Genomic DNA, 12814 nt, shown 5'->3' with positions numbered 1-12814 from the left:
AGGTGTCAGCGCTGGGTGCTGCCTCGGGCTGCGTCGAGCAGCGCAAGTTCCTCGCGGCGGGGCACGCCCTCCCAGTCGCCGCGGGTGCTGACAGCGAAGGCGCCGGCCAGGATGCCGCGGTGCAGGCGTGCGGCGACGTCCTCGCCGTCGAGCAGGGCCGAAAGGTAGCCGGCGGTGAACGCATCCCCGGCCCCAACCGTGTCCACGGGGGTCACGGCGATGGCTGGTGCTTCGAGAAGGCCTTCAGCGGTGTGGACGGCCGCACCGGCCGCACCACGCTTCACCACCACTTCCCGGACCCCCAGGTCCAGCAGGTGCGCGGCGGAACAAGCCTCAGCTGCCGTGGGCGCTGCCGCCCCGCTCCCCTCCCCGGGCGGGGCAACCAGGTCGAGTTCGTCGTCGGACGCTATGACGATGGTGGCGTGCCGGGCCAGCGGCGCAAGCACGGCCCTTGCCTGGTCGCGGGACCAGAGCTTGCTGCGGTAGTTCACATCCAGGGAGACCGCCACTCCGTCAACTGCCGCCCGCTCCGCCGCGTATTCCACGGCATCCCGCGCTTCGGCACTGAGCGCCGGGGTGATGCCGGTCAGGTGCAGGATCCGCGCGCCGCCATCCAGGGCGGCAGCAACCTGGCTGCGCGAGATGGTGGATCCCGCCGATCCGGCGCGGTAATAGAAGGCCCTGCTGAGGTCGGCGGTGCGCTGCTCCAGGAACATGACCCCTGTGCTGCGGTCCGGATGCACGCGGTGGTGAAGTTGCACGCCTTCGCCCCGCAGTTGCTTCACGATGAACTCGCCGTGCGGATCCGCGCCCACCGCCCCGGCCCAGGCCGCCGTGTGGCCAAGGCGGGCGACGCCGATGGCCACGTTCGATTCCGCCCCGGCCACCTGCATGTTCAGGGCGCCGCCGTTCGCCAGCGGGCCGGCGGACCGGAGCGAGACCATGGCCTCACCGAAGGTCAGCAGGCCCACCGGTTGCGGGCCAGGCGCGTGCCCGGCCGGGACGCTTGGGGCACCAGCCGTCACGCTCGGGTCCCGCTTCCCCCACGGGTCGCGAACTCCGCTGCGAGGCTAAGGAAACTGCGGGCACGGTCCCGCATCTCGGCGAGGTCTCCGCCGGAGGCTGCCGTGCCGAACAACGGTCCGCCCAGGCCAACGGCGATGGCGCCGGCCTCCCAGTAACCGGTGGCTTCGCTGAGGCCCACGCCGCCCACGGCGATGAAGGGAATGTCCGGGAAGGGGTCGCGGACGGCCTTCAGATAGCCGGGCCCGCCGATCGATGCCGGAAAGAGTTTGATGGCGGTGGCGCCGCGCTCCATCGCCTGGTATGCCTCGCTGGGCGTCAGCGCCCCGGCCAGGACGGGGATGCCGGCCTTGGCCGCCTCACTGATGGAAGGGGCCAGGGAAGGTGTCACGATGAATTGGGCGCCGGCAGCGGTGACCTGTTCGACGTCGGCCTGGCTCAACACGGTGCCCGCACCCACCAGGCAGCCGGCCGGGGCAGCCGCGCGGACTTCGCGGATGGCCTCCAGCGCGTTGGGCGTGGTGAGGGCGATCTCCACGTAACGGAAGCCTTCCTGCATCGCCGCCAGCGCCGCCTTGGCGGCAGCACCGCCGTCGTTCCCACGGAAGATGCCGACAAGCCGCGCCTGCCGGATGCCCGCCAACAGCGTGGCGGAAGTAAGGGCTGAATTTTCAGAAGTCATGGGTTCACCATTCTGCAAAGGATCCGTCGGGGTGGCGCCACACCGGGCCGCGCCACGCATGGCCGCGCTTGTCCGCGGCACGGACCACGGCCTCGTCGATTTCGACGCCCAGCCCCGGCCCGGTGAGCCGCTCGATGTGGCCGTCGACGAACTTGAAGGGGGTCTTGTCCACCACGTAGTCGAGGACTTCGGCGCCCTGGTTGTAGTGGATGCCGATGCTTTGTTCCTGGATGAGGAAGTTGGGCGTCGCGAAGCCCACCTGGAGGCAGGCGGCCAGCGCCAGGGGCCCCAGGGGGCAGTGCGGTGCCAGCTGGACTTCATAAACCTCGGCCAGCGCGGCGATTTTCCGGACCTCGGTGATGCCGCCGGCATGGGAGAGGTCCGGCTGGGCCACGGCGATGCCTGCCTGCAGTGCCGGCAGGAACTCCTGCCGGTTGTACAGCCGCTCCCCCGTTGACACGGGAGTGGTGGTGGAGGCGGTGAATTCCCGGAGCAGGTGGGTGTTTTCCGGAACCACGGGCTCCTCGAGAAAGAAGGGCCGGAACGGTTCCAGCAACGGGGCCACCCGCCTGGCGTTGGCCAGGCTGAAGCGGCCGTGGAAGTCGACGGCAACGTCCCGGTGGTCGCCCAGGACCTGCCTCGCTGCGGCAACCCGGCGGATGACGCCGTCGATCTCTGCCACCGAAGCCACCGGGCTCATCCGTCCGCTGGCGTTCATCTTGACGGCGGTGAGGCCCACCTCCAGCTGGGCGCTGATCTGGTCCGCCACCTCATCCGGCTCGTCGCCGCCCACCCAGCCGTACATCCGGATCCGGTCCCGCACGTGGCCGCCGAGCAACTGGTGCACGGGGGCGTTAAAGTGCTTGCCCGCGATGTCCCAAAGGGCCTGGTCCAGCCCGGACACGGCGCTGGCCAGGATGGGTCCGCCCCGGTAGAAGGAGCCCTTGGTCATGACCTGCCAGTGGTCTTCGATCCGGAGGGCGTCGCGGCCGATGAGGAGTTCCGAGAGTTGCCCGACGGCGGTACGCACCGTTTCGCTGCGGCCCTCGCAGGTTGCCTCGCCCCACCCCACGATGCCGCTTTCGGTTTCAATCCGGACGAAGAGCCAGCGGGGGGCAACGAGGAAGGTCTCAATCCTGCTGATGAGTGTCATGTGTCCGAGCCCTAGCCCTTGGTGGCGCCGGCGGTCAGGCCGGAGACGATGTACTTCTGCGTGAAGAGCGCAATGATCATGATGGGGATGGTGACAACGGTCGCGGCGGCCATCAGCCCGCCCCAGTCGATGCTGGCGTAGGAGACGAAGTCGAAGATGGCCACGGGCAGGGTCTTGGTCTTGGAGCCCGAGAGCACCAGGGCGAACATGAAGTTGTTCCAGGAGAAGATGAAGGACAGGATGCCGGCGGTGGCGATGCCGGACACCGCGAGCGGCAGCGTGATCAGCCGGAAGGCGCCGATCGGCGTGAGCCCGTCTACCTCGGCCGATTCCTCCAGTTCCAGGGGCAGCGAGTCGAAGTAGCTCATCATGATGTACACGATCAGCGGGAGTGCCACGAACATGTGACTGAGGATCAGCACCTCGAACTTCCCCACCATGCGCAGGTTGGAGAAGACGTAGTACCAGGGCACCAGGAGCGAGACGCCCGGAATGACGCGGGCCATCAGGACCACCAGCGCCGAGCGGTGCATGGTGAACCGGCTCATGGCGTAGGCGGCCGGGACGCCCAGGACGATGGACAGCGCGGTGGAGACGAAGGCCACCCAGAAGCTGTTGAAGATGAACACGAAGTAGTTGTTGCGCTGCAGCACGTTGGCGTAGTTCTCAAAGGTGGGCGAGAACAGCAGGGCCTTGCCGGTGTCGTAGATGTCCACGTTGGTCTTCAGCGACGCCAGGAGCATCCAGAACAGCGGCGCGAGCAGGAACAGCACCACGAGGATGAGGGCGACAACCCGGAAGACCTTGTAGGCGCGGGTGGCGAGCGGCTTGCGGCGGCGCCGCGTCCGCTGGGCGGCGGCAGTGGTGGAATCAGTCACGACGGTCATTTGCTTACCGCTTTCTTGCGCATGGTGAGCAGCCACATGGTGCCGATGATGATCATGAAGAACAGGATCAGCACCGCCGAGGAGAGCCCGTACTGGTTGTAGTCGAAGCTCAATCCGTAGGCGTAGACGTTCAGCGTCTCCACTTCGTGGAACGAGCCGCCGCCCTTGCCCTTGGTGGCGTAGAGGATGTCGAAGGTCTTCAGGGCATCGATGCCGCGCAGCAGGATGGCCACGATCACGGTGGGCATCATGAGCGGCAGGGTGATGAAGAAGAACCGCTGGAAGGCGTTGGCGCCGTCCACACGGGCGGCCTCATCCGGTTCATCGGAGAGCGAGGTCAGTCCGGCCAGCAGGATCAGGACCACCATGGGGGTCCACTGCCACACGTCCATGAAGATGGTGGTGCCTAGGGCGGTGTCCTGCCCGGACAGCCACGGCTGGGGCGGGATCCCCACCATGCCCAGGAGCTGGTTGGCGAAGCCGATGTTGGGATCGAAGATCAGCCGCCACATCATGCCGACCGCCACGGGGGTGGCCACCAGCGGCAGCAGGATGGCTACGCGGACCCACTTTTCCCCGCGGAAGGGCCGCCACAGGAGCAGGGCCACGCACATGCCCAGCACCACTTCGAAGGCCAGCGCGACGCCGGTGAAGGCCAGGGTGCGGCCCACGGCAGGCCAGAAACGCTCGGTGTCGGTGAGAACCGTGATGTAGTTCTGCAGCCCGATGAAATCCGTGGCGGCCCGGACGGAGCCCTGGGAGTCGGTGAGGCTGAGGTACACGGTCCAGGCCAGCGGAAAGACGATCAGGACGCCGACGAAGATCATGGCCGGGGCGGCGAAGAGCCATTTGCGGTGCCGGTTGGCCCAGGCGGAGAAGTGCCCCCCGGCGCCGACGGGCCCACTGGGCCGGCGGGTGCCGGCGCTGCGGGGTGGGTTCAATACAGACATGGTTCACCTAAAGAGTTGGGGGTGAAGTTGACCGGCGAAGGGAGCCGGTGAAGTGGCCGCGCCGGGACGACTTTCGGGCCGTCCCGGCGCGGATGTTCAGGCACGGTGGGTGCCCGGCGTCCTACTTCTTTTCGCTGTCCAGGAAGGTCTGGAAAGCAGTCTGGGCGTCGTTGGCCGCGGCAGCGGCATCCGCCCCGGTAATGGAGGCGACAATCGGGGCACCCACGATTTCACGTGCCTTGCCAACGGTGACAACCTCGGGCCGGTCGTGGCCCACACCGTTCTTGGCGCTCGCGGAGATGGCCTCCGCGAGGTCCTTCGGGTAGGTGGAGGTGCCGTCAGGGTTGGACCATACGGACGTGCGGGGACCCGGGACGCCGGCCTTCTGGGCTGCCAGGGTGCGTTCCTTGCTGGTTGCCCACTGGATGAACTTCCAGGCGTTGTCCGTGTTGCTGGAGTTCTGGTTTACGCCCAGGGCCCAGGAGGGGATGTTGTACGGCTTGGAACCGGCGGGGCCGGCAGGCAGCGGAGCGAATCCAACCTTGTCCGCGACCTTGGACTTGGCGGGGTCCGTGGCGTTCTTGTAGAGCGAATCGGCCTCGGTGTAGAAGGCGGCGCCGCCCTGGGTGAAGATGGCCATTGCCTCCGGCCAGCTCATGTCCGTGCTGACGTTGGCGGGGCCGTAATTGCGGATCAGGCCGCCGTAGTAGGCGTAGGCCTTCTTGGCGGCATCGGTGTTGACGGAGGCCTTGCCATTGGAGTCCATGAAGTCCCCGCCGAAGCTGTACAGGAAGCTGGAGAACTGGGTCACCGCGGTGGACTTGCCGGTGCGGGCCACGAAGCCGGCGGTGTCAGGGGAGGAAGCCTTGATGGCCTTGGCTGCCGCTTCCAGTTCCTCCATGGTCTTGGGAACCTGAAGGCCTGCCGCCTGCAGCAGGTCCTTGCGGTAGTAGAGGACTTCGCGCTCGGTGATGATCGGAACACCAACCACCTTGCCCTCAACGGTGGTGGCCTTGACCGGGCCCTCCTGGTAGTCCTTCCAGTCCCAGCCGGAGTCCGACGAGACGTTCTTGGTCAGGTCCGCCAGGTAGCCGTTCTTGGCGAATGCTTTGCCTTCCTGCAGGGGGCGGTACATCATGACGTCAATCTCGTCGCTGCCTGCGTTGAGCTTGACGTTGTACTGGTCGGAGAGCTGGTCCTCGCCGAGCTGGGTCAGCTCCACCTTGAGCCCGCTGGACTTCTCGAACTCCGGAATGGCGGACTTGATGCCCTCGGTCCAGACGTGGTTTGCCAAGGTGACACGGACGGTCCCTGACTCCTTCGCCTGGTCGCTGCCGCCTCCGCCGCCGCTGCAGGCGGTCAGCCCCAGCGACATTGCCGCGGCAACTGCCGCGTACTTCACAATTGAACGCCGCTTCATTACGACTCCCTTTGCCTTTTGGGCCCGCAGCTTCGCGGGCGGGTGACAGACGCCTCGTTACGTCTGCTGTGTTTAGCGAGCATAAACAAATAAGGCAGACATATACAAGACCTTGCCACTCCCCCATATGATTTATTCATGACCATCCCAAAGGCGGCGTTGTCCCCTGACCTGCATTCATCGCTGGTCGAGAACCTGGGACTCGCCATTGCCGAGGGAACCCTGGCACCAAATTCGATCCTGCGGCTGGATGAGCTGGAGGCACAGCACAAGGTGTCCCGCTCCGTGATCCGCGAGGCCACCCGCGTCCTGTCCTCCATGGGCATGCTGGAATCACGCCGTCGGCTGGGCACGGTGGTCCAGCCGGAGGCCAGCTGGAACCTCTATGACCCCCAGGTGATCCGGTGGCGGCTGGCATCGGCCAAGCGGCTGGAACAGCTGCGGGCACTGAACGAACTGCGCGGCGCCATCGAACCGCAGGCAGCCCGGCTTGCCGCCGAACGCGCGTCCCTGGACCAGGCCAGCGACCTGGTTTCCATGGCCGCCCGGCTGTGGGCCGCCGGGCAGCGGGGAGACCAGGACGATTTCCTGCGCCTGGACATTGAGTTCCACGCCGCGGTCCTCAACGCCTCCGGCAACCTCATGTTTTCGCAGCTTCACAAGCTCGTGGCGGAGGTGCTGGCAGGCCGGACCCAGCACGGCCTGATGCCCCACCTTCCGGACCATGAGGCGCTGCAGTTGCACGTGGACGTGGCCAGCGCCATTCAGCGGGGCCAGGCAGCCGCCGCGCACGCTGCCATGAGCCGGATCGTGGAACAGTCCACCGAGGAGATGGGGGACATCTGGTCCCACAGCCATGCTTCGGTGGTGGAAGGCAGCCCCAATCCCGGCTAGGCCAGGTGCCGGCAGCGCCGTCGGACGTCCATACCCTTACGCCCGTCGAGCCCCGGCCAGTTCCCCGGCCAGGAAATCCAGGGCTGCCTGCCCCTCGGGCAGGCCGGCCGTGTGGTTGAGGTGGCCGTGGACCGCGCCTTGGGCGAGGAAGTAGGACACCGGTACCCCGGCCCGTTCCAAAGCGGAGGCAAACAGCTCGGTGGAGCCGCGGGCGTCGTCGTACTCGCATGCCAGGAGAGCCGTGGGTGGAAGTCCGGCAGGATCGGCGTAGCCGGGCATCGCGTAGGACGATGCCATGCTGACGGGCCCGCCCACGTAGTTCTCTGCCGTCCGGATGCAGTCCTCCACGGTGAACCGCAGGTGCCTGGGCAGCCCGGCCATGACCTCCGGGTCCAGTCCCCCGGCGGGCGGCGGAAGTTCCGCGTGCAGGAAGGGATAGGCCAGCAGGAGCTTGGCGGGCAGCGGCTTGCCGGCGTCAATCAGATAGAGCGCGGCGCCCACGGCCAGGTTGCCGCCGGCGCCGGCACCGCCCAGGCAGAGCAGGTCGGGGTCCAGTCCCAGGGTTTCGGCGTTCTTCCGGGCCCAGAACCACCCTGCCAACGCGTCGTCGTGCGGGATGGGGAAGGACACGCCGTCGCGGGCCAGCCGGTAGTCCACGGACAGCACCGGGGTCCCGCGGCCCGCGAGCACCCGGGCCAGGTAATCGGATTCCGGAATATCCACGCTGCCGCTGACGAACCCGCCGCCGTGCAGCCACACCAGGGCGGGGCTGTCCGCGCCGGCGGGTTCGCCGTAGATCCGGATGGCTACCGGGCCGTGCCGCCCGTCGGAGGTCACCGTGCGGATGGGGGCATCCGGGCCCGGCGAGCGCACGGCGTCCGGGTTCAGGAACTGCGGGCCTTCCGGGCTGGCGAGGTACTCGGCGAAACCTGCTGCGGTCTCCCCCTTGGCGTTCCGGGAGGGCCCGGCGGACGCCGCGGCTGATTCTGTCCGGGATGTCATGGTGTTCCCAGCTTCCGTGAGAAGTAGTCGACGGCGGTGGCAAGGATGGTGTCCAGCTGGTCCTCGGCGCCGAAGAAGCAGTGGTCGCCGCCCATAATGGTCACCACGTCATGTTCCACCCCGGCTTTGGCGAGCGCGGCGGCCAGGAGGTCGGTCTGCGAATGCGGGACCAGCCCATCCGAATCGCCGTGGACCAGGAGGAACGGCGCGGCGTCAGGGGTCACATGGCTGACGGGGCTGGCCGCAGCCAGCAGTTCCGGGTCATCCGAGCCGCCCACCAGCATGTTCTCCGGCTGCAGCGACCTCCCGGGCGGGACAGCGGCAGTCAGTGCAGGGGGAAAGAGCCCGTCGGGGGTGTTGATAGGGGGAATGTCCACCAGGGAGGAAACGCCGTAGAAATCGACGACGGCGCTGACGCTGCTCGGGTGCCCCTGCGCGCCGAGTCCGCCTTCCAGGTCGCCGCGGTTACCGGTGAGGCCCAGGAGCGCCACCAGGTGGCCGCCGGCGGATTCGCCCCAGGCACCGAACCGCTCCGGGTCGATGTTGAGCTCGTCCGCGAACTCCCGAAGGTAGCGGACCGCGGCCTTGAGGTCGTGGAGCTGTGCCGGGAACGCCGCTTCCAGGGAGTGCCGGTAGTCCGCCGTGGCGCAGGCAATGCCGGCCTCGTTGAGCAGCCGGAATACGGCGCCGGGCGCGAAAGTGGGTGGCAGTTCCCGGCGGTCGCCCAGCTGGAACGCCCCGCCGTGCACCCAGAGGACCAGCGGCGTGGGTCCGGCTGCGTTGCGGGGCAGCCAGATGTCCATTTTCAGCGGCCGGAACCCGATGGCCCTGGCGTACGTGACCTCACGGTGGACCGATGAGACGTCCGAGGCGTGCGCAGGGGTCCCCGGCGCATCGAAGACGGGAAATGTGGGAACCTCCCTGCCTCCGGGACGGGAAACGTCCCGGGACGGGTCCATTACGTCGGTAGCGTTGTCCACTGTCATAGTGTGCTCCTCATCAGTTCAGGTTGTGCGGTGTCCGCGCCGGTTGCGGCGGGGAAAGTATGGTGTCCGGGCCCGACGACGACGGCCGGTTCGCCGGGCAGCCGCACCTCCGCGGTGGTGCCGGCGGGGATGGCGGCACTGAGCGTCAGCACGCCGCCGTCCTGTATCCCCTCCAACGCTGCCCCGTCTGAAACAGTCCATTGCACCCCGATCAGGCCGCGCGGGCCGTGATGGGTGGTGGACGCGGACGTCAGTCCGGCGCCGGGGCGCGGCTCAATGATGATGCGCTCCCAGCCCGCGCTGCCGGGAGCCTGCCGCAGCCCCGCCGCGTAGCGGTGCAGGAAGGAAACCACGGCGCCCTTGCTGTAGTGGTTGAGCGACTGGTGCGCGGTGCCGTTGGCATCGATGCCGTTCCACAGCTCCCACATGGTGGTGGCCCCGCGCTCCACCATGGTGAGCCATGACGGTTCGGAGTCCTGCATCAGGAGTTCGTAGGCGAGGTCCAGTTCACCGTTGTCGGCCAGGACCGGGAGCAGGTAGGGCGTGGCCAGGAACCCCGTGCCGAGGTGCGTGCCGGCGCCGCGGATCAGGTCGGCCAGTTGCGAAGTGACGGTGGGGCGGTGCCCGGGGCTGACGAGGTGGAACGCGAGGGCACGGACGCAGTTGGCCTGGGTGGCGTGGGTGACGCGGCCGGACGGATCAAGGTATTCCGTTTCCCACGACTCCTGGATCCGGTCTGACAGCTCTGCCAGCCCGGCGGCCTCCGCGTCCAGGCCCAGGACACCGGCGATGCGGGCCATCAGGTCCGTGGTGTGCCGGTAGTAGGCGGTGGCCACGATTCCGTGATCGGCGCTGCGGGCGGCGAAAAGATCAGGTTCCGGCCCGTCCGGTTCCATCCATTCGCCAAAGTGGAAGCCGGTGTCCCAGAGGTACTGCTCGTGTGGAGCAGGGGTGGGGCGTGCGGCGGCGCGTACGGCGTGGCGCTTGTTTTCGGCGGTGGTGCGGACAAAGCCCAGCCAGCGCTGCATGGCCTCCCAGTTTTCGGCGAGGATCGCGGCGTCCCCGGATGCGAGGTAGACCTCCCACGGCACCATCACAATGGCGTCGCCCCAGCCGGCGGAGCCGTTGGTGAAGCCCATGAACTCAGCCGAGGTCACGGCCGGCCCCGGCGACGGCGAGATGTTGGCAATGATCCCGTTGTCCCACTGGTCGGCACGGACATCGCGCAGCCATTTGCGGGAGAAGCCGGTGACGTCGTAGAGGTAGGCCGCGGTGGGGGCGAACAGCTGCCAGTCCCCGGTCCAGCCGGCCTTTTCGCGCTGCGGGCAGTCGGTGGGGACCTCGCAGGAGTTGCCCAGGAAGCTCCATTCCACGATGTCGTGGAGCTTGTTCAGCCGTTGATCACTGCAGTGGAAGGTACCGATGCGTTCCAGGTCGGTCCGGACCAGGCAGCCGGTGATGTCCCCCGGCTGCAGGTCCTCCCCCAGGCCCTGGAGGGAGACGTACTGGAAGCCGTGGGTGGTGTGCCGGGGTTCGAAGACTTCGCCCTCGGCCCTAGAAGAGATAACGGTGTCCACCTGGCCCGCGTCATGGAAGGCGCCGGGCGTCCGGAAATCGTGCGGCCGCAGGTGGTCCCGGGTGACGTCGCCGTCCGCCCCGAGCGATTCGCCGTATTCAAGGGTGACGGTTTCGCCCGGCAACCCGAGCCTGGTGAGCCGGACCCAGCCGTGGATGTTCTGGCCGAAGTCCACAACCTGGTGGCCATTCGAAAGGCGGGTGATGGACACCGGAGCCAGCTCCTGTGTCACCCGGGTGGGTGGAGCGAGAGGTCCGGTGAGTTCCCCAAAGCTGCCGGGACGGACGACGACGTGACGCGGCTTCGGTGCGCGGGCACCGGTGCCGCCGGTGCCCGGCTGGCGCGGGTTGCCGCCGTCGGCCGTCCTGAAATCCACGCGCTGGCCGGACATGAGGTCGGCGCTGAGGATCTCCGTGGCGGACACCAGCCACGAACTGTCGGTGCCGATGATTTGCGTGCCGGCCGCGGACTCCAGTTCGAGCTGCGCCAGGAGGGCCGTGTGCTTTCCGTACATGTCGGCGTCGCGCGTGTAGCCGAAGCTGCCGCGGTACCAGCCGTCGGTGAGGATGGCGCGGATGGTGTTGGTGCCTTCGCGGAGCAGGCCCGTGACGTCGTGGGCCTGGACCTGGAGCGTGGTGTTGTAGCTGGTGGAGCCGGGGGTGAGCTGCTGGTCGCCGACGCGGTGGCCGTTGATGAAGAGCTCGTAGATGCCCTGGGCAGTGGCGTAGGCGCGGGCCTTGTGCGGGGCGGCCGGGAGGGTGAAGGTCTTGGTGAGGGCGTACCCGGGCCGCTCCCCCGGCGCCCCTATTTCCGGTTCTTCGGGGCCTATCCACTGCGCTGTCCAGTCCCCGGCATGCAGCAGGCCCAGCTCCACGGGCATCGGTTCGGACCAGTCGCTTGGTGATTCGGTGCCGTGTTCGTCGGCGTTCCAGGTACGGACGCGCCACTCGAACCGGTCCCTCGAGTGGAGCGCCGGGCCGCCGTACGGGATGGCGCAGGCTGCAGAGTCAACCTTCCCGGTGTCCCAGCCGTTGTCCGCGGTGATGCGGTACGCCGTCTGGCGGGCGGTCCCGGCGGGCGGGGTCCAGCTGAGCCGCGGCACGGTAATGGTCAGTCCCATCGCCTCGGACAGGTGCTCGGCCCGAAGCCGGGTGGGGGCGGTCATGCGGCGGAACTCCTGGGTGCGGTTGCTGGGAATTCCAGCTTCGTTCGCCACCACTTCCCCTCCACAGGGTTCTTTCAATGGTTGGAATAGTATTGTGGTTCAGCTCACTGCCATTGCAGCTATCAACTGCGCTAGGAACTCCTGCCATGACTGCCACTCCGGAAACGGACACCCCGCCGGCCCGCGGAAAACGGCCCAAACAGGGCGAACCGGTGATCGACCGGGCACTGAGCCTGCTGGCGGTCTTTTCCGACCGGCGCCGTGCACTGACCCTGTCCGAGCTGGCGCGCTACGCGGACATGCCCGCACCCACGGCGCTGCGGCTGATCGCGCGGCTGGTGGCCTGGGGCGCCTTGGAACGGCTCGACGACGGCCGGTACGTGGTGGGGGTCCGGCTGTGGGAAGTGGCGTCGCTGTCCCCGCGGGGGCACGGGGTGCGGGAAATCGCGCTTCCGTACCTGGAGGACCTGTTCGAAGTCACCCGGCACCACGTCCTGCTGGCGGTGCGGGACAACGAGCAGGCCGTGTTGATCGAGCGGTTGTCCGGGAAGGACGCCACCGAGGTGGCCTACCGGGTGGGCGGACGGGCGCCACTGCGGTCCACCGCCATCGGCCTGGTTCTTTTGGCCGGCGCGGACCAGCAGTTCCAGGAAACCATCCTGAAGCGGCCGCCGGAAAACGAGCCGGGCGTGCCCGAAATGCCGGAAGGCCAGCTGCGCAGGACACTTTCGGACGTGCGGCGCACCGGCATCGCCATGATCCGCCGCACCGTCCCGTCCCGGACCGTCTCCGTGGCGTCCCCGATTTTCGATGCACAGGGTTCCGTGGTGGCGTCGCTGTCCATCGTGGTTCCGGACGGGTCCACTCCCCCGAACGTGCTGGCCCCGGCCGTCCGCGCGGCCGCGCGCGCCGTGTCCCGGAACCTGGGGCACCAGGCTGCCGTCAGTGCCGACGCGCGGACGCACTCGCAGGGGTAGCGGCTCCAGGCAGGGACGGCGACGCCGGAAGCAACGGCTCACAGCCAGCTCACAGAATGCGCCTACCAGATGCATAGTGCGGTGGCTTTTGATGGGTTT

Annotated in this window: 11 protein-coding genes; 2 read left to right on the top strand and 9 right to left on the bottom strand. The window is 68.0% G+C overall.

Annotated features, from left to right (window positions below):
* Positions 1-5: 5 nt before the first annotated feature.
* The 6 genes from ACR65K_RS12880 to ACR65K_RS12855 all read right to left on the bottom strand — a co-directional run bounded on the left by ACR65K_RS12880 (position 6) and on the right by ACR65K_RS12855 (position 6115).
* Entirely contained in the window at positions 6-1025 is a 1020-nt protein-coding gene (locus ACR65K_RS12880) for a sugar kinase (protein ID WP_440153208.1), read from the bottom strand.
* Complete coding sequence (locus ACR65K_RS12875; RefSeq protein WP_440153206.1) at positions 1022-1705, bottom strand: bifunctional 4-hydroxy-2-oxoglutarate aldolase/2-dehydro-3-deoxy-phosphogluconate aldolase; 684 nt, start codon at positions 1703-1705, stop codon at positions 1022-1024. The genes ACR65K_RS12880 and ACR65K_RS12875 overlap by 4 nt, the downstream gene beginning before the upstream one ends.
* A gap of 4 nt (positions 1706-1709) precedes the next feature.
* Positions 1710-2858: a galactonate dehydratase gene (dgoD, locus tag ACR65K_RS12870; RefSeq protein ID WP_440153204.1), complete on the bottom strand. Its 1149-nt coding sequence runs from the start codon at positions 2856-2858 to the stop codon at positions 1710-1712.
* Between the two features lie 11 nt (positions 2859-2869).
* A complete protein-coding gene (locus ACR65K_RS12865; RefSeq protein WP_056337858.1) occupies positions 2870-3745 on the bottom strand; it encodes a carbohydrate ABC transporter permease in 876 nt (291 codons plus the stop codon).
* Entirely contained in the window at positions 3742-4695 is a 954-nt protein-coding gene (locus ACR65K_RS12860) for a carbohydrate ABC transporter permease (protein WP_235008798.1), read from the bottom strand. The genes ACR65K_RS12865 and ACR65K_RS12860 overlap by 4 nt, the downstream gene beginning before the upstream one ends.
* A gap of 121 nt (positions 4696-4816) precedes the next feature.
* On the bottom strand, positions 4817-6115 hold the full coding sequence (locus tag ACR65K_RS12855; protein ID WP_056337855.1) for an ABC transporter substrate-binding protein: 1299 nt from the start codon (positions 6113-6115) through the stop codon (positions 4817-4819).
* Positions 6116-6253: 138 nt separating this feature from the next.
* Here ACR65K_RS12855 and ACR65K_RS12850 point away from each other — a divergent pair, with 138 nt between their 5' ends.
* On the top strand, positions 6254-7009 hold the full coding sequence (locus ACR65K_RS12850) for a FadR/GntR family transcriptional regulator (protein ID WP_056337854.1): 756 nt from the start codon (positions 6254-6256) through the stop codon (positions 7007-7009).
* A gap of 36 nt (positions 7010-7045) precedes the next feature.
* Here ACR65K_RS12850 and ACR65K_RS12845 read toward each other — a convergent pair whose 3' ends face one another.
* From ACR65K_RS12845 to ACR65K_RS12835, 3 genes are read right to left on the bottom strand one after another with little or no spacing between them, the layout of a single operon-like run.
* A complete protein-coding gene (locus ACR65K_RS12845) occupies positions 7046-8011 on the bottom strand; it encodes an alpha/beta hydrolase (RefSeq protein WP_440153202.1) in 966 nt (321 codons plus the stop codon).
* Positions 8008-8997, bottom strand: a complete 990-nt coding sequence (locus ACR65K_RS12840; protein ID WP_440153201.1) for an alpha/beta hydrolase fold domain-containing protein — start codon at positions 8995-8997, stop codon at positions 8008-8010. The genes ACR65K_RS12845 and ACR65K_RS12840 overlap by 4 nt, the downstream gene beginning before the upstream one ends.
* Positions 8994-11789, bottom strand: a complete 2796-nt coding sequence (locus ACR65K_RS12835; RefSeq protein ID WP_440153199.1) for an alpha-L-rhamnosidase — start codon at positions 11787-11789, stop codon at positions 8994-8996. The genes ACR65K_RS12840 and ACR65K_RS12835 overlap by 4 nt, the downstream gene beginning before the upstream one ends.
* Positions 11790-11884: 95 nt before the next feature.
* Between ACR65K_RS12835 and ACR65K_RS12830 the strand changes: the two genes are divergently transcribed.
* Positions 11885-12715: an IclR family transcriptional regulator gene (locus tag ACR65K_RS12830; RefSeq protein WP_440153197.1), complete on the top strand. Its 831-nt coding sequence runs from the start codon at positions 11885-11887 to the stop codon at positions 12713-12715.
* Positions 12716-12814 lie beyond the last annotated feature (99 nt).

The organism is Arthrobacter sp. SAFR-179 (assembly GCF_059414945.1).
The sequence above is the reverse complement of the archived record's forward strand: the minus strand, read 5'-3'. Positions and strand labels throughout refer to the sequence as shown.

What these genes read in the sequence shown, in the direction of transcription:
- ACR65K_RS12865 (WP_056337858.1), bottom strand. Translation starts at nt 3,745, where the DNA reads ATGACCGTCGTGACTGATTCCACCACTGCCGCCGCCCAGCGGACGCGG.
- ACR65K_RS12875 (WP_440153206.1), bottom strand. Translation starts at nt 1,705, where the DNA reads ATGACTTCTGAAAATTCAGCCCTTACTTCCGCCACGCTGTTGGCGGGC.
- ACR65K_RS12840 (WP_440153201.1), bottom strand. Translation starts at nt 8,997, where the DNA reads ATGACAGTGGACAACGCTACCGACGTAATGGACCCGTCCCGGGACGTT.
- ACR65K_RS12850 (WP_056337854.1), top strand. Translation starts at nt 6,254, where the DNA reads ATGACCATCCCAAAGGCGGCGTTGTCCCCTGACCTGCATTCATCGCTG.
- dgoD (WP_440153204.1), bottom strand. Translation starts at nt 2,858, where the DNA reads ATGACACTCATCAGCAGGATTGAGACCTTCCTCGTTGCCCCCCGCTGG.
- ACR65K_RS12830 (WP_440153197.1), top strand. Translation starts at nt 11,885, where the DNA reads ATGACTGCCACTCCGGAAACGGACACCCCGCCGGCCCGCGGAAAACGG.
- ACR65K_RS12845 (WP_440153202.1), bottom strand. Translation starts at nt 8,011, where the DNA reads ATGACATCCCGGACAGAATCAGCCGCGGCGTCCGCCGGGCCCTCCCGG.
- ACR65K_RS12860 (WP_235008798.1), bottom strand. Translation starts at nt 4,695, where the DNA reads ATGTCTGTATTGAACCCACCCCGCAGCGCCGGCACCCGCCGGCCCAGT.
- ACR65K_RS12855 (WP_056337855.1), bottom strand. Translation starts at nt 6,115, where the DNA reads ATGAAGCGGCGTTCAATTGTGAAGTACGCGGCAGTTGCCGCGGCAATG.